At 67.1% G+C, this 17447-nt stretch carries 18 protein-coding genes; 9 read left to right on the top strand and 9 right to left on the bottom strand.

All coding sequences use genetic code 11. From position 1 onward, the window contains the following. Positions 1-110: 110 nt before the first annotated feature. Positions 111-428, top strand: a complete 318-nt coding sequence (locus ACU6WZ_RS04430; RefSeq protein WP_447031799.1) for a DUF427 domain-containing protein — start codon at positions 111-113, stop codon at positions 426-428. Positions 429-695: 267 nt separating this feature from the next. On the opposite strand, the gene ACU6WZ_RS04435 is transcribed toward ACU6WZ_RS04430, so the two are convergent. Next, complete coding sequence (locus ACU6WZ_RS04435; protein WP_447031800.1) at positions 696-1094, bottom strand: hypothetical protein; 399 nt, start codon at positions 1092-1094, stop codon at positions 696-698. Further along, positions 1091-1399: a hypothetical protein gene (locus ACU6WZ_RS04440; protein ID WP_447031801.1), complete on the bottom strand. Its 309-nt coding sequence runs from the start codon at positions 1397-1399 to the stop codon at positions 1091-1093. The genes ACU6WZ_RS04435 and ACU6WZ_RS04440 overlap by 4 nt, the downstream gene beginning before the upstream one ends. A gap of 318 nt (positions 1400-1717) precedes the next feature. Between ACU6WZ_RS04440 and ACU6WZ_RS04445 the strand changes: the two genes are divergently transcribed. Next, positions 1718-2362 (top strand): dihydrofolate reductase family protein, encoded by a 645-nt coding sequence (locus tag ACU6WZ_RS04445; RefSeq protein ID WP_447031802.1) that lies wholly within the window; start codon positions 1718-1720, stop codon positions 2360-2362. An 83-nt stretch (positions 2363-2445) separates the two neighbouring features. On the opposite strand, the gene istB is transcribed toward ACU6WZ_RS04445, so the two are convergent. Continuing rightward, complete coding sequence (gene istB, locus ACU6WZ_RS04450) at positions 2446-3219, bottom strand: IS21-like element helper ATPase IstB (RefSeq protein ID WP_447031803.1); 774 nt, start codon at positions 3217-3219, stop codon at positions 2446-2448. A gap of 20 nt (positions 3220-3239) precedes the next feature. Then, positions 3240-4877: an IS21 family transposase gene (gene istA / locus ACU6WZ_RS04455; protein ID WP_447033849.1), complete on the bottom strand. Its 1638-nt coding sequence runs from the start codon at positions 4875-4877 to the stop codon at positions 3240-3242. 158 nt (positions 4878-5035) lie between these two features. On the opposite strand from istA, the gene ACU6WZ_RS04460 reads away from it, so the two are divergent. The 5 genes from ACU6WZ_RS04460 (at position 5036) to ACU6WZ_RS04480 (ending at position 8625) form a co-directional block, all read left to right on the top strand. Further along, on the top strand, positions 5036-5353 hold the full coding sequence (locus ACU6WZ_RS04460) for a transposase (protein WP_447029756.1): 318 nt from the start codon (positions 5036-5038) through the stop codon (positions 5351-5353). Positions 5354-5358: 5 nt separating this feature from the next. Continuing rightward, the gene (locus ACU6WZ_RS04465; protein ID WP_447033851.1) at positions 5359-6051 is read left to right on the top strand and encodes an IS3 family transposase; all 693 of its coding nucleotides are present in this window, start codon (positions 5359-5361) and stop codon (positions 6049-6051) included. Then, positions 6018-7412: an IS30 family transposase gene (locus ACU6WZ_RS04470; RefSeq protein WP_447029501.1), complete on the top strand. Its 1395-nt coding sequence runs from the start codon at positions 6018-6020 to the stop codon at positions 7410-7412. Before ACU6WZ_RS04465 ends, ACU6WZ_RS04470 begins: the two co-directional genes overlap by 34 nt. After that, complete coding sequence (locus ACU6WZ_RS04475; RefSeq protein WP_447029502.1) at positions 7393-7725, top strand: integrase core domain-containing protein; 333 nt, start codon at positions 7393-7395, stop codon at positions 7723-7725. The genes ACU6WZ_RS04470 and ACU6WZ_RS04475 overlap by 20 nt, the downstream gene beginning before the upstream one ends. A gap of 72 nt (positions 7726-7797) precedes the next feature. Continuing rightward, a complete protein-coding gene (locus tag ACU6WZ_RS04480; protein WP_447031804.1) occupies positions 7798-8625 on the top strand; it encodes a glycoside hydrolase domain-containing protein in 828 nt (275 codons plus the stop codon). A gap of 655 nt (positions 8626-9280) precedes the next feature. Here the strand turns inward: ACU6WZ_RS04480 and ACU6WZ_RS04485 are convergent. The 3 genes from ACU6WZ_RS04485 to ACU6WZ_RS04495 all read right to left on the bottom strand — a co-directional run bounded on the left by ACU6WZ_RS04485 (position 9281) and on the right by ACU6WZ_RS04495 (position 14502). Then, a complete protein-coding gene (locus tag ACU6WZ_RS04485) occupies positions 9281-10444 on the bottom strand; it encodes an IS701 family transposase (RefSeq protein WP_185302568.1) in 1164 nt (387 codons plus the stop codon). A gap of 522 nt (positions 10445-10966) precedes the next feature. After that, positions 10967-12334, bottom strand: a complete 1368-nt coding sequence (locus ACU6WZ_RS04490; protein ID WP_447031805.1) for a class I SAM-dependent RNA methyltransferase — start codon at positions 12332-12334, stop codon at positions 10967-10969. A gap of 119 nt (positions 12335-12453) precedes the next feature. After that, complete coding sequence (locus ACU6WZ_RS04495) at positions 12454-14502, bottom strand: APC family permease (RefSeq protein ID WP_447031806.1); 2049 nt, start codon at positions 14500-14502, stop codon at positions 12454-12456. 240 nt (positions 14503-14742) lie between these two features. Here ACU6WZ_RS04495 and ACU6WZ_RS04500 point away from each other — a divergent pair, with 240 nt between their 5' ends. Both ACU6WZ_RS04500 and ACU6WZ_RS04505 read left to right on the top strand, forming a co-directional pair. After that, positions 14743-15414 carry a potassium channel family protein gene (locus ACU6WZ_RS04500; RefSeq protein WP_447031807.1) on the top strand — a complete coding sequence of 224 codons (672 nt, stop codon included), beginning with the start codon at positions 14743-14745 and terminating at the stop codon, positions 15412-15414. Beyond that, entirely contained in the window at positions 15411-16088 is a 678-nt protein-coding gene (locus tag ACU6WZ_RS04505; protein WP_447031808.1) for a potassium channel family protein, read from the top strand. Before ACU6WZ_RS04500 ends, ACU6WZ_RS04505 begins: the two co-directional genes overlap by 4 nt. An 85-nt stretch (positions 16089-16173) precedes the next feature. Here the strand turns inward: ACU6WZ_RS04505 and ACU6WZ_RS04510 are convergent, their stop codons facing one another. After that, the gene (locus ACU6WZ_RS04510) at positions 16174-16974 is read right to left on the bottom strand and encodes a DUF3159 domain-containing protein (RefSeq protein WP_447031809.1); all 801 of its coding nucleotides are present in this window, start codon (positions 16972-16974) and stop codon (positions 16174-16176) included. Positions 16975-16977: 3 nt separating this feature from the next. Further along, the gene (locus ACU6WZ_RS04515; RefSeq protein WP_447031810.1) at positions 16978-17376 is read right to left on the bottom strand and encodes an OB-fold nucleic acid binding domain-containing protein; all 399 of its coding nucleotides are present in this window, start codon (positions 17374-17376) and stop codon (positions 16978-16980) included. Between the last annotated feature and the right edge of the window lie 71 nt (positions 17377-17447).

Raw genomic sequence — 17447 nt, forward strand, 5'->3', positions numbered from 1 at the left:
AACCCGGCGAGGGCACGGCTGCCTTCCATAACCCGTGCTGCGAACGGAAGCCCGGACCGAGCCCGCCGGGTTCCCGTAACGCCCCTCGAAAGCAAGGAGTGTAAGCAGCCATGATGCGAGCGATCTTCAACGGTGTCGTCATCGCCGAAACCCCCCGCACCAAGCGCGTGGAAGGCAACGACTACTTCCCGCCCGAGGCCCTCAAACGCGAGTTCTTCACCGAGAGCCCGACCAAGTCGCTGTGCCCGTGGAAGGGCGTCGCCCGCTACTACTCCGTAACCGTCGACGGCGTCACCAACCCGGACGCCGCCTGGTACTACCCACACCCCAGCCCACTCGCCCGCCGCATCAAGAACCACGTCGCTTTCTGGAACGGCGTCACCATCGAAGGAACCCGAGAGAAGAAGCCGGCGACGCGGAGCAGCTGAACCCCTTCGCGTTCGTCAACTGTGCCGTAACACGACAAGGCTGTCGGGCCACAGCCCCCTGCAGCAGATGCCGGACAGCGCTTTGCATGACGTCAAGCGCGGGAACCCGGAAGCAAGTATGGCGTGCGGTTCGTCACACGAGACGAGGAGCGGACCCTGGCGCCGTTCGAGCTCACGGCCCAGGGCCCGTGGCGCGGCGCAGACCTGCCGCGATGCCGCGTTCTTCGTCGACGTTCAGGGCGCCTGCCGCTACTCCGGTCGAGGGGATCACCTGGCCCTGGGGCGGATCGGCGTGACGTTGCGGGCCTCCTCCAGATCCTCCAGCAGTGCAGCGTTGAGCAGAGCAAGTCGCTGGATCTCCGCAGCGGCCAGACGCAGGTGGGCCTGCTGCTCGCTGTTGACGCGCTTGAGGCGGGCGTTGCGCGCCACGAGCTTGTCGTACGCCGTGGTCCGCTCGCCCTGGTCGGCTGGCGCGGCGGAGCGGACCTGACCGATCTCGCGGGTGATGTCGGGGAAGTGACGGCGGAAGGTGGTGTTGCTCATGGAGAACTGCCGGGCCAGGGCGAGCACGCTGGGACGCTGCCCTGTCTCCTCCGCCCTGCGCAGCAGCTCTGCCAGAGCCTGACGGACCCGGCGTTCGCTGACGAAGTCGCTCGGCGTGGTCACGGGATCGTCCCTTCGGGGGTGTTGGCGCGGAGGAAGTCGACGATCTCCTGGCGGCGGGAGCGCAGCATCCGTTCCCTCAGCGGCGGCAGCGCCGGCTGCGCGGCAAGCCGACGGTCGATGCGGTCGACCGCGCGGAGCCAGGCGTCGATGTTGGCGCGGGAGAGCGTGACGTTGCGGCAGGCGAGCGGCTTGCAGCCACCGTGGTCGGGAAGCTGCTCGGAACGCCCTCGCCGTGCCTTCTCGCACAGGGCCTTGGGGTGGTCGTGCACGCAGGTGATGAACTCGCCGGGGTTGGCTTCGTTCACTTCAAGCGGCAGCGTTTGTCCATCGGTTCGGGCGTCAGTTGGCGGTCGACGGTGGCCTGAATGTTCACGAGAATTGGCGTCACTGCATGGGCCGCCCGCCGTCTGTGACAGCTTCTTTCAAGCCTCCTCGATGATCGAGCAGATAGTGAAAGGCTCCGCAGGGGTGGACGCACCCTCACCACAGGAGCCTCCCCAAACCGCGCAAACCTCATAGGTCAGGACACTAGGTAGTCCAATCTTTGACCGTCACGGACGCAGCGATGAGTTTGTCCGGCCCGGGGAGTCTCACCACCGTTGTCGACAACATGGGAGGAACACGTGGCTCAGCTACTGAGAGTGCAGAACTTCAACGTCTCAAGTGACGGAATCGGCGCCGGTGAGGACCAGACCCTCGAGAGGCCGTTCGGTCATGTCGAGCCCGAGAGGCTGTTCGCCTGGGCCGGCGCCACGGCGAGCTGGCCCATGCGCACCGACCCCGGGGGGAGCCGGGGCCTGGACGATTACCTCACGCGGGACTACGCCCGCAACATCGGCGCCGAGATCATGGGCCGCAACAAGTTCGGGCCCCAGCGCGGGCCCTGGCAGGATCACGAGTGGCAGGGCTGGTGGGGTGACGAGCCGCCGTTCCGCACTCCGGTATTCGTCATGACCCACCACAAGCGTCCTTCGTTCACGCTCTCCGACACCACCTTCCACTTCGTTGACGGCGACCCGGCCACGGTCCTCGAGCGGGTGCGGGAGGCGGCGCAGGGCATGGACGTCCGACTCGGCGGCGGAGTCACCACCATCCGGCAGTTCCTCGACGCCGACCTCGTCGACACCATGCATGTGGCGGTCTCGCCGGTGAAGCTCGGGTCCGGAGTACGACTCTGGGAGTCACCCGATGAGCTGCTCGACCGGTTCCACCTGGAGGTCGTGCCCAGCCCGAGCGGGGTGACGCACCACCTGTTCTGGCGAAAGTGACCGGTCCTCAGGGCTGGCCCCGACGGGCTGTTTTGCCTTCCGGGGCTGCCCTGAGGCGGGCCGTCGAGTCGCGCCTTGGGCAGTTAGCCGGCCTTGGCGGTTTCCTCAGCTCGGGCCCGGGTGGAGGCGAGCCGGTACGAGTCGGTGCCGGTCTCGATGATCGTGCCGTTGAACGTCAGGCGGTCGACGATGGCTGCGCAGAGTCGGGGATCGGTGAACGTCTTTGTCCACCCACCGAACGACTCGTTGGAAGCGATGGCGACGCTGTTCTTCTCCTCTCGCTCGGTCAGAACCTGGAACAGCAGCTCAGCGCCGCGACGATCCAGTTCCATGTAGCCGAGCTCGTCGATGCACAAAAGATCGACGCGGCCGTAGCGGGCGATGGTCTTGTTCAGCTGCTTCTCGTCGGCGGCCTCGACTAGCTCGTTCACCAGCTTCGTGGCCAGCGTGTAGCGGACGCGGTAGCCCTTCATCGCCGCCTCGGTGCCCAGCGCGATGAGCATGTGGGACTTGCCGGTGCCGGAGTCCCCGATCAGGCAGAGCGGCTGGCTCTTCTTGATCCATTCGCAGCTGGCGAGGGTGTGGGCGGTGGCCGCGTCGATGTTCGGGTTGGCGTCGAAGTCGAACGCCCGCAGGGACTTCTCCCGCGGAAAACCGGCTGCCTTGATCCGTCGTTCCGAGCGGCGGCGGGCCCGGTCGTCGCACTCGGTCATCAACAGTTCGGCGAGGAAGCCGCGGTAGGTCATCTGGTCCTTGATCGCCCGGTCGGCGATCTCGTTGAACTCGTTGCGGATCGATGGCAGCCGCAGCAGGCGGCAGGCGGTGTCGATCGCGGCGTCGGCGGCCTGCTCGGTCAAGCCTCACTGGCGGGGCAGGGTCACTGTGCTTCTCCCTCACGGTGGTCGCTGCCGCTGGTGTGGCGGCGTCGGAGCAACTGGTCATAAGGGGTCACCGACGGCAGCGGTCTGGTGTCCGGCGGGAGGTGCGCGAGGCGCCACTCGTGCAGGGACGTGACGGTCGCTGGCGTCTCACCGGGAAGCGCCGGGACGAGTGCACCGACGGTTGGCTCGTCCTCCGACTGTGCGGCTTTGCGGGCCTCCAGCGCGACGGCGTCGGCGGTAAGAGCGCCGGCCCGCAGCGCGGTGGCCAGGCCAGCGACCACGTGCTCGTGGGCGAGGTGCCGGTTCAGCAGCAGGACCTCGATCAACGCCCGGGTGCCGTCCCGCTCGCCGTGAACCTTGCGGGCCTGGGCCCACCAGGCGTCGTGGATCGGGGTGAACTTCCCTGCCGACCGGGCCTGTTCCAGGGCCGTGGCACCAGGGAAGGCGCCCGGCTTGCGAATGAGGGCTTCGAGATAGTGGTCCAGGTCCAGGCGACAGTTGCCCTTCGCGATCAGCCTCTCGTGGCGGGCCACCTCAACGTTCCTGTCGTAAACCACCAGGTGAGAGGCGTGCAGGACGACGCACACCCGCTTGCCGATCAGACGAGTCGGGACCGAGTAGCGGTTGGTGCGGACGGCGATCTGGCTGTAGCGGTCGACCCGTGGCGTGAACAGCCGGCCCGTCTCGAACGGCTCCTGGGGCAGCGGCATCAACATCGGCTGCTCGACGGCGAAGTACTCATCGACCGTCCGCGGCCTTGACCCAATCCTCCGGTGCCCGTCGTGCAGGTCCCACTGGTCGACCATCTCGTTCAGCTCGGCGAGGGAGTCGACTTCCGGGACCGGGGTGAAGTGGTTGCGGCGGAAGTAGCCGATCATTCCTTCGACTCCGCCCTTCTCATGGGCGCCTTCGATGCCGGGACGGCAGTAGAAGCTCTCGATGTTGAAGTGCGAGCGGAAGGCAATCCACCGGTCGGTCTCCACCCGGGCCCGGTTCAGCCCCAGCACCTGGGCGACGGCCGACTTCAGGTTGTCGTAGCGGATCTTGCTCCGAGGGACACCGCCCAGCGTGCGAAGCGCGTGCACATGTCCTTCGAAGAAGGCTTCCTGGCCGCAGGAGGCGAAGACCCGGTGGACTGCTTTGCCCGAGTAGGACAGGCGGAGCGAGAACAGGTAGCAGGTCACCAGCTCGCCGCCCAGGCGCACGGTCACGTCGCCGAAGTCGACCTCCGCCTCGTGGCCGGGCAGGTGGGTCTGCGGCACGAACGCTTCCACCGGGGCCTTGCCCGAGGCCGCGAGGATCTCCGGCTTCCGGTCGGAGACGTAGCGCCGGACCATCTGGTAGGACACATCGGCGCTGTGTTCCTCGATGAGCCGGTGGAAGATCCGCGTGATCGTATGGCGCTGCTTGCGCGGCGCGTCGAGGTCCGTCCGCAGCATCTCGTCGATCACCGGCTTGTACGGCTCCAGCGCGGTTGGCCGCGGTGGCAGCTTCTTCCGCGGCTCCGGCCAGACGGAGTCCACGGCCTTCTTGACCGTCCTCCACGACACGTTGTACTTGCGCTCAAGCTCGCGCATCTTCATGCCAGCACGGTGATCACGCCGGATCGCCGCGTACAGCTCGACCTTCGACATCTGCGGCATGACCAGGACCTTTCACCAGGAGCACCCCGATGCTGCCCTGGCAAGTACCCCAGCGCTGTCAAAACTCGTGAACATCACCCGACCGTGGATCTGGGTGAACCGTTCCGGGTTTGATCGAGGCTCGATCTTTTGGAAGGATCGAGTCCGTTATGGCGAAGCAATACCCGAAGGAGCTCAAGGAGCGGGCCGTGCGTCTGGTCCTGGAGACTCGTGATCAGTACAAGACGGAGTCCGCGGCGATCCGCTCGATCGGCGCGAAGCTCGACATCGGGCCTGAGTCCCTGCGGAACTGGGTGCGGCAGGCCGAGGTCGACGCCGGCGCCCGGAACGGGACCACGACGGAGGAATCCGCCCAGCTCAAGGCCCTCAAGAAGGAGGTCGCCGAGCTGAAGCGGGCGAACGACATCCTGAAGGCCGCAGCGAGTTTCTTCGCGGCCGAGCTCGACCGGCCACACACACGCTCGTAGCGTTCATCGACGAGTACCGGGACCGCTTCGGCGGAGTCGAGCCGATCTGCAGGACGCTCACCGAGCACGACTGCAGCATCCACCCGTCCACCTACTACGCGTACAAGAAACGTCCCGTGTCGGCCCGCGCCCTGCGGGACGCGGAACTCGCGCCGCTGATCGTCAGTATCTACCGGGACAACTACAGCGTCTACGGAGCCCGCAAAATCTGGGCCGAGCTCAAACGCCGGGGCCATCAGGTGGCCCGGTGCACCGTCGAGCGGCTGATGAAGGCCGAAGGTCTGGTGGGGGCGGTGCGAGGGAAGAAAGTCGTCACCACGGTGGCGGACAAAGAAGCCGAGCGTGCCCCGGACCGGCTCAGCCGGCAGTTCGTGGCCAGTGCTCCCAACCGGGTGTGGGTCGCGGACTTCACCTACGTGGCCACCTGGTCCGGCACCGTCTACGTCGCGTTCCTCGTCGACACCTACTCCCGCCGGATCGTCGGCTGGTCCGCAGCGACGAACAAGCAGACCCCGCTGGTGCTGTCCGCACTGGAAATGGGTCTGTGGCAACGCGACCGGTCCGGAAACCCCGTTACCGCAAGGGAGTTGATACATCATTCCGATGCCGGATCTCAAGGCGGATTCAACCGGTCGTCGCAACACCTTGATCGTGGAGGTGTCCGATGGGACGGCCGACTGGGTGGACGACGGCGGTAACAGGGCGCCCGGCGATGCGATCGCCGGGCAGACCGCCGATTCGTCGGGATGTGGAGCGTGTCTTCTGGAAGAAGATTGCTGAGGGGCTGACCAGTGAGGATGCGGCGATCGCGTGCGGCGTGTCGGGGCCCGTGGGAACTCGGTGGTTCCGGGAACGTGGCGGGATGCCGTCGATCCAGATTGGCCCGGTGTCGGGCAGGTATCTCTCCTTCGAAGAGCGTGAAGAGATCGCTCTGCTGAAGGCTCAGGACGCCGGGGTCCGGGAGATCGCCCGCAGGCTGGGCAGGACCCCTTCGACGATTTCGCGGGAACTGCGGCGCAACGCCGCCACCCGCAATGGACAGCTCGCCTACCGGGCGTCGATCGCGCAGTGGAAGGCCGAACTGGCCGCGCAGCGGCCGAAACTGTCCAAGCTGGCCGGCAACGAGCGGCTGCACGAGTACGTCCAGGACCGCCTGGCCGGAGAGATCCGCTACCAGGACGGTGCACCTGCGCCGGGGCCCGCGGTATCGCGGTGGAAGGGACGGAACAAGCCGAGGCGTCAGGACCGCCGTTGGGCCACATCGTGGAGCCCACAGCAGATATCCAACCGGCTGAGGGTCGACTTCCCCGATGATGAGTCCATGCGTATCTCGCACGAGGCGGTCTACCAGGCGCTCTACGTCCAGGGCCGCGGCGGGCTGAAGCGTGAACTCGTCGCCTGCCTGCGTACCGGCCGAGCCCTACGAGTGCCCCGGGCCCGCACCGCTGGCCGGGGGAAGAAATTCGTCACCGAGGAGGTGCTGATCAGTCAGCGGCCGGCTGAGGTGGAGGACCGGGCGGTCCCCGGCCACTGGGAGGGCGACCTCATCATCGGCCTGAACAGCTCCGCGATCGGCACCCTGGTGGAACGCAGCAGCAGGTTCACGATGCTGTTGCACCTGCCGCCGATGCCCGGCCACGGCGGCCCACGGACCAAGAACGGCCCCGCGCTTGCCGGTCACGGAGCCGAGGCCGTACGTGCAGCCCTCGCGGAAGTGATCGTCGACCTTCCCTCCCAGCTCCGCAAGTCCCTTACCTGGGACCAGGGTTCGGAACTGGCGCAGCACGCCCTGCTCCGCATCGACACAGGTCTGGAGATCTACTTCGCCGACCCGCACAGCCCCTGGCAGCGCGGAACCAATGAGAATACCAACGGCCTGCTACGGCAGTACTTCCCGAAGGGCACCGACCTCAGCAGGCACACCCGCGAAGACCTCGCCGCCGTCGCCGCCGCCCTTAACAGCAGACCTCGCAAGACCCTTGGCTGGAGGACCCCAGCCGAGACTCTCGACAGTCACCTACTATCGACACAAAGCGGAAGTGTTGCGACGACTCCTTGAACCCAAGCAATACACCAGCTTCCGTCTCGCCACCCACCTGGCCGCCGAACAGATCGCCGCGTCCATCGGCACCGTCGGAGACGCCCTCGACAACGCCCTGATGGAATCGACCATCGGGCTCTACAAAACCGAACTCATCAAGCCGCAGCGGCCCTGGAAAGCCCTGAGCGACATCGAGCTGGCCACCGCCGAGTACGTCGACTGGTACAACCATCGTCGACTCCACGGTGAGATAGGCCACGTCCCACCCTCCGAATACGAAGCCATCCACTACCAAAACTCGCAAGAACCGCAGGTCAAAGCCACAATCTAGAGCCTCTACCGAACCCGGAACGGTTCAGGCGCCCGGGATGCGGCCGTGAGCCGCACTATGAATGGGTGGGGAATGTCCAAACACCGGCTGTCCAAAAGGAGCCGTTACATTGCATGGGCGACTTCGGGTGTTGTCGTGGTCGCAGGTGCCGGAATCGCGGCACAGGCAGCCACCGCAGCCCCCGTCTGGCCTGCGCAGAAGACGTACACCGGCGGAGCGTTCGACACATGCACCGCGCCCTCGCTCAACGCGATGAGAGCGTGGAAACCGGGGCCCTACGGCGCCGCCGCCGTCTACATCGGCGGAAAGAACCGCGGCTGCGCACAGCCCAACCTGACCGCGTCCTGGGTGAAGTCGGTCAACGCCTCCGGCTGGAAGCTCATACCGCTTTACGTGGGGGCCCAGCCGCCCTGCCAGAAGAGTGCGAACCCGGAAAGGTTCACCTCTTCAACGGCCGCCTCCCTCGGCGCGAGTAACGCCAAGGACGCGGTGGCCAAGGCGTCAGCGCTCGGGATGAAAGCCGGCAGCCCGATCTACCTGAACATGGAGTCGTACGACATCACCGACAAGGCATGCAATGACGCCACCCTGACCTACGTGCGCTCCTTCACCAAAACGCTGCGCGGTGCCACTTACCGTGGTGGCTTCTACGGCTTCAGCAGCTCCAGCGCCAAGGCCATCGCCACTGCCCCAAACAAGACAGACCTGCCGGGAAACCTCTGGTACGCGTTGTGGGACAAGAAGAACACGACCACCACGGACTGGCCGTGGAACCCCGCACAGTTCACCAACCACAGCCGCGGCCACCAGTACATGGTCAACAGCAAGGAAACTCGCGGTGGCTACACCATCACGGTCGACCGCAACGCATGGGACGCTCCCGTCGCGATCATCAGCTGAAATCCTCAGACACGACTCTTGAACGACCACTGACAAGCATCAAAGAAAGTCCCCTTTCGGACACACCAGAGGCGACCGGACCGGGCGGAAGCGCCCCGCCGACCACCCATCGGAAAGGTCAGTAAGAGGCAGCGGTCGGGCTCGCTCCGCCGATCCCGTGAGGACCGCGTACGCCCGCGGCCGACCGAGCGGCAAATGGGTAGGGGACGTGCTGCTTCTATGAGCACATCCCCTACCCCTCTCCGCGCCGAAGGAAGACATCGGCACCCCCGTGCTCAACGGCGTGCTGATCCAGCGCCCAACACCACGCCCTGGCACGATCTGCCGCCACCCGCGGGATCCCCGCCGGAACCAACCGACGGGGATCCCTCCACTCTCACGCGCTCTCACACAGGTCTCACCAACAGGATTGACGCACCTCGACCACAAAGCCCTGACCTACGCGCACACCCCCGACCTGGACTGTCTGGACGGCAAGACACGCTCTCTACGACCTGTGCCATGTGGGACTAATACTGCAACCGCATGTGTGGGTTTTGGCCTCGGCGTTGGTAGTGACAGCGGCGGGCTCGGGCCTGGCTGCGGCGTCGGAAGTGTGACCAGCGGAGACGGTGCTCGTTGTCGTGGCAGCGGGGCGTGATGACGACGTGCCCGATCATCCGGCGGATCTCCGGGACGCTGAGGGGTATGAGGTCTTGCTCGTCGTCTCGGCTGCCCCTTTTGTGGCTTCTGCGGCACGGGTGGCGGTCAGGTAGGCGAGGGCGGCCATCGCGAGGGTGATGTGCCGGTACCAGGCCCGGTAGAGACGAACTTGGTAGTGGTCCAGGCCGCATTCGCCCTTGGCGATCTGGAAGCATTCCTCCACCTGCCACCGTGCGCCAGCGGTTCTGACCAGGTCTTTCAGCCGGGAGGTGGCGGGGCCGTAGCAGACGTAGTAGGCGATCTCGGCGGGGTCGCTGATGCTGCGGCGGGCCAGGACCCAGTGCCCGAAGCCGTCCTGCCACTGCGGGCGGACAGCGATCCGGGCCCAGTCGTAGAACCGCTGACCGTGCGCGCCCGCTCCGGCGGAGATCCGCTTCCATCTCTGCCGGGGCACTGCGGTGATCAGGTCGCGCACCTCGGCGACCGCACCATCGGTGGTGGTCACGATGTCGTTGACCTTGGTGGCCAGTACATAGGCGACGTGCCGTTCCTCCAGCCAGGCCCGCATGTGTTTGACCTGGCCGTATGCCTCATCCGCAGTGACCCAGGCGAAGGGGACACGGGCGTCGATCACGCGTTGCAGCATCCACTTGAAATGCTCGATCTTCGTGGCGAAGGGCACCTCGTCACCGATCCCGGCCTGCCTGCACCGCTCGCGGTCATCGGTCCAGGAGGCGGGGACATACAGTTCCCGGTCGATCAGCGCCCGGCCTTTCACGGAGGCGTAGGCCAGGAACGTGCCGATCTGACAATTTTCCGTGCGGCCGGCCGTTCCGGAGTACTGCCGCTGGACACCGGCCGACTTGACGCCCTTCTTCAGGAAGCCGGTGTCGTCCCCGATCAGCACCGCGTCCTTGGCGCCGATCGTCTCGACGACGAAGTCACGCACGTCGTCACGGACGGCATTCTCGTCCCAGTCGGCGAAGTTCAGCAGCCGCTGGAAACCGTCGGGGCGACGCTGGCCAGCCTGCTCGGCCAGCGTCCACCCGTTTTTCTTCTCCAGCGGTGCGAGCAACGTACTCAGGTAGTCCAGCGCCCGCTCACGCGGCTCCGACCTGCCGAAACGGCCCGCAAAGCGAGCATGAAGATCGGCTATCCCCTCGGACCAGTTCTCGATCTGCGCGACCGTCAGCGATTCATCACACAGTCAGTCCAACGACCAAGACGGCGCCCTGTCACGCCACATGCGGTTGCAGTACTAAGTGGAACCGTCTGGAGCAGGACCACGCTCGATAGCCCTCCGGCCGCCATCTGCGCCGTCGAGGTTCGACGTCTTCTGCCGCACCGCCAGTTCCGCCAAGATCCGGACCATACGCGGGCCAACACCGCCCGATAGACGCGAAGGACCGTCATTCCTGCTGGTCAGGGGTGGTTCCTTGCCTGCACCACCAGCAGACGAAGAACCTGCTGAGTGCTACGCACAGTGATCGAAAAGGCCGTTTCGCACCTCAAATCTCCCGGCAATCCTTCGCAGCCGTGCAGCCCGCAGCCGGTCTGACCAGCGGAGCACGACACCTGACGGTCCATCAGAACGAGCGTCAAAGGAGCGTCAAGATGCCTTGGAGAGCGTCATTTCAGCGTCAAGATATCGCCCGTAACGCCCACACCGCACATAACGCACACCACCCGAACCCGCAGGTCAGGCGCCCTTTGTGATGGGTTCAAGGATCGCGACGCACTCCACGTGGTGGGTCATCGGGAACAGGTCGAACGCCCGCAGTGTCCTCGGCTTGTAGCCCGCCTCGCGGAAGTACGCCAGGTCGCGGGCCAGGGCTGCCGGGTCGCAGGCGACGTAGGCGATACGGCGGGCGCCCAGTGAGGCCAGGTGCTTGACCGTCTGCTTGCCGGCGCCGGCGCGCGGCGGGTCGAGGACGATGAGGTTGGTCTCGGTGATGCCCGTGCGCGGCAGCACCTGCTCGACCTTGCCGTGCTCGATGCGTACGTGCTCCATGTCCTGGAGGTTGTGCCGGGCGTCCTCCACCGCGCGCTTGCCGGACTCGATGCCCAGCACGGCGCCCTGGTCGCCGATGCGCTCCGCGATCGCGCCCGCGAACAGGCCGACGCCGCAGTACAGGTCGAGCGCCGACTCGCCCTTCCTCGGCATCAGGCCCTGCATGACCGCCTTGATGAGGAGGTCGGGGCCCTGCGGGTGGACCTGCCAGAAGCCGCCCATGCCGACGCGGTACGTCCGCCCGTCCGCCCGCTCGCGCACGAAGGCACGGCCGTGGACGCGGTGTACGCCGCCGTCCTTCTCCTCGACGCGGAGCACCGAGACCGGCTTGTCGAGTTCGACGAGGGGAAGGCGGCCGCCCGGCGCCGGGGTCAGAATGACCTGGCGGTCGCTGGATCCGGTCGCGGAGACGGCCTCGACCGACGCCATCTGCGGCCAGTCGCACTTCTCGATGCCCAGCTCGCTCACGCCCGGCGCCGCGATCAGGCAGTGGTCGACGGGCTGTACGTCGTGCGAGCGGTGCTTGCGCAGGCCCGCGCGGCCGTCCGCGTCCACGGCGTACTGCAGGCGCGTGCGCCACGCCGGCACCTCGCCCTGCGGCAGCTTGTCGCCGGGGGCCGGCATGACCGTGCCGTCCCAGCCCGCCTCCTCCGGCGTGAGGCCCGCGAGACGCATGAGCTGTTCGGCGACGACCTCGCCCTTGAGACGGCGCTGCGCACCCGGCTTGGCGTGCTGCCAGTCGCAGCCGCCGCACTTGCCAGGGCCGGCGTACGGGCAGGGGGCCTCGATGCGGTCCTTGGACGCCTCGATGATCTCGACCGCGTCGGCGCGCAGGTATCGGGAGGTCTCGCCGCCGTCCGTCACGCGGGCGCGGACCTTCTCGCCGGGCAGCGTGTGACGTACGAACAGCACGCGGCCCTCTTCGGTGCGGGCGATGCAGTGGCCGCCGTGGGCGACCGGGCCGACCTCGACCTCGTACTCGGTGCCGACGAGGGACTTCTCCACCGACTCCCCCGACTCCGCGGACCGTGCCGTTTCCTTGGATTCTGACTGCATGACGGGGTGACTCCAGAGATCAAAGGGGTACGGCCGGACAACAGCCCACCAGTCTACGTGGGAGTCGTCCGGCCGTTCACCACAGCGAAGCGGAGTCCACAGAAGCGGAGTACGTACGGTCAGCGCTTGCCCGTCGGTTCCTTCGGGCGGCGGTCCACCGGGCCTCGCCGCACCGCACCCGGCGCGTTCCAGTCCTGGCGCTTCTTCGCCCGCTTCTTCGCGAGCTCCGAGGACTCCAGCTGGTACGGCACCGAGGTCACCATCACCCCCGGCGTGAACAGCAGCCGGCCCTTGAGCCGCAGCGCGCTCTGGTTGTGCAGCAGGTGCTCGTACCAGTGCCCGACCACGTACTCCGGGATGTAGACGCTGATCGCGTCCCGCGGGCTCTCGCGGCGCAGCCCCTTCACGTAGTCGATGATCGGCCGGGTGATCTCGCGGTACGGCGAGTCCAGGATCTTCAGCGGTACGTTGATGCCGCGCCGCTCCCACTCGTCCTTCAGCGCCTTCGTCTCGACCGGGTCCACGCTGATGCTCAGCGCCTCCAGGTGGTCCGAGCGCGTCAGCTTGGCGAAGGCCAGGGCCCGCAGCGTGGGCTTGTGGACCTTGGAGACCAGGACGATGGAGTGGACCCGCGACGGCCGGACACTGTCGTCGGAGGGGCCCTCGTCGGCCGCGATCTCCTCGGAGACCCGGTCGTAGTGCTTACGGATCGCGCTCATCGTCCCGTAGAAGATCACCATGCCGAGCAGCGCGACCCATGCCCCGTGGGTGAACTTCGTGGCCAGTACGACGACGAGCACCAGGCCGGTGAAGAACGCGCCGAAGGTGTTGATCGCGCGGGAGCGGATCATGCGGCGGCGCACCGCCGGGTCCTTCTCGGTGCGCAGGTGGCGGTTCCAGTGCCGCACCATGCCGGTCTGGCTGAGCGTGAAGGAGACGAAGACGCCGACGATGTAGAGCTGGATGAGCTTGGTCGAGTCGGCGCCGTACAGCCACACGAGCAGGATCGCGGCGCCCGCCAGCAGCACGATGCCGTTGGAGAAGGCGAGGCGGTCGCCGCGGGTGTGCAGCTGGCGCGGCAGGTAGCGGTCCTGCGCGAGGATCGAGCCGAGCAGCGGGAAGCCGTTGTACGCCGTGTTGGCGGCCAGGAACAGGACGAGCGCGGTGGCCGCGGCGAGCAGCACGAAGAAGAACGTTCCGTCACCGAAGACCGCTGCCGCGACCTGTGAGATCACCGGGTTCTGGACGTAGTCCTCGCCGACCGCCTTGCCGTCGACGAGGAGGTCCTTCGCCGGGTGCTCGGCCATCTTGACGTCGGTGGCCATGGCGAGGCCGATGATGCCGCAGAACATGGTGACGGCCAGGCCGCCCATCAGCGCCAGCGTCGTGGCGGCGTTCTTGCTCTTGGGCTTACGGAAGGCCGGCACGCCGTTGCTGATCGCCTCGACACCGGTCAGGGCGGCGCAGCCGGAGGAGAAGGCGCGCAGCAGCAGGAAGACGAGCGCGAAGCCCGCCAGGCCCTGCTCCTCGGCCTTGATCTCGAAGCCGGCGGTGGGGGCGTTCATGTCGTCGCCGGCGACGATTCCCCGGTACGCGCCCCAGGCGATCATGATGAAGACGCCGGCCACGAAGACGTACGTCGGGATTGCGAAGAGCTTGCCTGACTCGCGGACTCCGCGCAGGTTCATGAGCGTCAGCACCACGATGATGCCGATGGCGCACAGCACCTTGTGCTCGATGACGAAGGGGATCGCGGAACCGAGGTTCTCCACCCCCGAGGAGATCGACACGGCGACGGTCAGGACGTAGTCGACGAGCAGGGCGCTGGCCACGGTCAGGCCGGCCTTGGGGCCGAGGTTGGTGTTGGCGACCTCGTAGTCACCGCCGCCGCTCGGGTAGGCGTGCACGTTCTGGCGGTAGGAGGCCACCACCGTGAACATCAGGACCACGACGGCGACCGCGATCCACGGGCTGAAGTGGTACGCCGACACACCCGCGATCGAGAGCACCAGGAGGACTTCTCCGGGGGCGTACGCCACGGACGAGAGCGGGTCGGAGGCGAAGACGGGAAGTGCGATGCGCTTGGGGAGGAGTGTTTCTCCCAGCCTGTCGCTTCGCAGCGCCCGGCCGATCAGGATCCGTTTGGGCACGTCGGTCAGTTTGGACACGCAGAGGATCGTAAGCGCTCGATATGGGCGCCGCCCACCCACCACCCCCCTCGGCCGACCACGAGATGCGCGATGTGATCGATGACGCGTTCGGAGTTGCCGCTACGGTGGACGAAGACAGGGGCGAGGCAGTACCGGGCAGTGGTGCCCCGTGCCACCCCCGGTGAGCCGAGAAGGAAGATGTGAGCAGGGTGTTTACGCAGGTCAGCCGGGCGACCAGGAGTGCGGGGTAACGGGACGATGCACGTCGTCATCATGGGCTGCGGGCGAGTGGGAGCCGCTCTCGCGCAGACCCTGGAGCAACAGGGGCACACGGTCGCCGTGATCGACCAGGACCCCACGGCCTTCCGCCGTCTGGGATCGGGTTTCGGTGGCCGCAGGGTCACCGGCGTCGGATTCGACCAGGACACCCTCCGTGAGGCGGGCATCGAGGAAGCCGGTGCGTTCGCCGCGGTGAGCAGCGGCGACAACTCGAACATCATCGCGGCCCGGGTGGCCCGCGAGATGTTCGCGATCGAGAACGTCGCGGCCCGGATCTACGACCCGCGCCGCGCCGAGGTCTACCAGCGCCTGGGCATCCCCACGGTCGCCACGGTCCGCTGGACCGCCGACCAGATGCTGCGCAGGCTGCTGCCGTCGGGCGCCGAGCCGCTGTGGCGCGACCCGAGCGGCGGTGTGCAGCTCGCCGAGGTGCACACCTCGGCCGCCTGGATCGGGCACAAGATCAGCAAACTGCAGGAGGAGACCGGCGTGCGCGTCGCGTTCCTCACCCGGCTGGGCGAGGCCGTGCTGCCGACGTCCCAGACGGTGCTCCAGGAGGGCGACCTCGTCCACGTGATGATGCGTACGGACGAGATCGCGAAGGTCGAGGCGGCCTGCTCGCAGGGCCCCGAGGAAGGCGGTCACGGATGAGGGTCGCTATTGCCGGGGCCGGTGCGGTGGGGCGTTCCATCGCGGGCGAGCTCCTGGAGAACGGGCACGAGATCCTCCTCATCGACAAGGCGCCGACCGCCATCTCGGTGGAGCGGGTGCCGCTCGCGGAGTGGCTGCTGGCCGACGCCTGCGAGATCACCTCGCTCGACGAGGCTGCTTTGCAGCGCTGCAACGTCGTGATCGCGGCGACCGGCGACGACAAGGTCAACCTGGTCGTGTCGCTGCTCGCCAAGACGGAGTACGCCGTCCCGCGGGTCGTCGCCCGCGTCAACAACCCGAAGAACGAGTGGCTGTTCACCGAGGCCTGGGGCGTCGACGTGGCGGTGTCCACGCCGCGTCTGATGTCGGCCCTGGTCGAGGAGGCGGTGAGCGTCGGCGATCTCGTACGGCTGCTCCGCTTCAGCCACGGCGACGCGAACCTCGTCGAGCTGACCCTGCCGCCCGAGTCGGCGCTGGCCGGCACGCAGGTCGGGGACGTGGCCTGGCCGGAGGACACCTCGCTGGTCACCATCATCCGCGGTACGCGCGTGCTCACTCCGAGCCAGGAAGAGACCCTGGAGGCGGGCGACGAGCTGCTGTTCGTGGCCGCTCAGGCGCGCGAGGAGCAGCTGGAGGACCTGCTGTCGGTGCGTAAGGAAGGGGCTTCGGGCTGACGGCGGTACGCGCGTGAGTGGGGCCCGGAACCGGCCTGCGTCCCGGTTCCGGGCCCCACTCACGTGTACGGGTACGTACGGGAGATCAGACCTCGCGCTGCGACGCGGCGGCGGCAGCGGCGGCCGCCTTGCGCTCCTTCTCGGCCTTCTCGGCCTTCTCGGCCTTCTCGGCCTTCGCCGCCTTCTCTTCGGATTCCATCTCCGCGAACACGTCGATGGGCGGCGGCGCCTTCGCCAGGAAGAGCCAGGTCAGGTAGACCGCGAGCAGGAACGGCGGGATCTTCAGCGCGATCAGCACCCAGCCGAGCTGGGCGGTGTCGGCCCACCAGTAGAGCGGGAAGAGGATCGCGCACTTGGCCAGCAGGATCAGGCCCCAGGCCCAGCTGGCCTTCGCGTACGCCTTCTTGCGGCCGGGATTGCGCGTACGCCAGGAGAGGTTCTCCTTGAAGATCGGGCCGAGGATCAGGCCGATCAGCGGGACACCCGCCAGCGTCGTCACGATGTACGCGAGCGCGAGGCCCAGCGTGTAGATCATGCCGGGCAGGTAGAAGTCCTTGGCGTTGCCGGTCATCATCGCGAAGACGACGCCGAAGGCGACTCCGAAGACTCCGCTGAAGGCGTGCTTGACGGTGTCCCGGCGGATCAGCCGTACGGCGACGAGCAGCAAGGACACCGCGAGGGCGGCGATGGCCGATACGTGCAGATCCTTGTTGATCGTGAAGATGGTCACGAACAGCAGGCCGGGGAGCACGGTCTCCACCATGCCCCTGAGGCCGCCGAAGGCCTCGAACAGGGCGGCCTCCGTGACGGCTTTCGTGTCGTGAGGCTGCTGAGGTTCTGCTTCGCTGTCGTGATCCGTCGCGGTCGGCTTGTCGAGTGACGTCACCGGCTACTCCTGTCCGAGCGGTCGGAGTTCGTATTTGGGGTTGAACAGCACCCGGCGGCCGTGACTCATGGAGATCCGGCCCGAGGCGATGAGTCTGCGGCCCGGCTCTATGCCCACGATGGAACGGCGGCCGAGCCACACCACGTCCAGCGGCGCGGTGCCGTCGAACAGTTCCGCCTCCAGGGCGGGCACACCGGCCCTGGGACGCAGGGTGACTGTGCGCAAGGTACCAGTCACTTTGACGACCTGGCGGTCGCCGCAGTCGCAGATGCGGGAACATCCGGCGGCCTGGGCGGCCTCCTGCAGCTCCGCGGAGTGCAGTTCCTCCTGCGAGGTGGACAGCCGGTCGAGTATGCGACGGAACCGGCCCGCGGGCTTCTCCGAACGAGGTACGGCACTCATACAGGAAGCGTACCGGGCAGTGGGCGCGGCCGGATCACTCCGATCACCGCTCGCAGCAGCGCTCGCAGCAG

It is taken from the genome of Streptomyces hypolithicus, assembly GCF_052934925.1.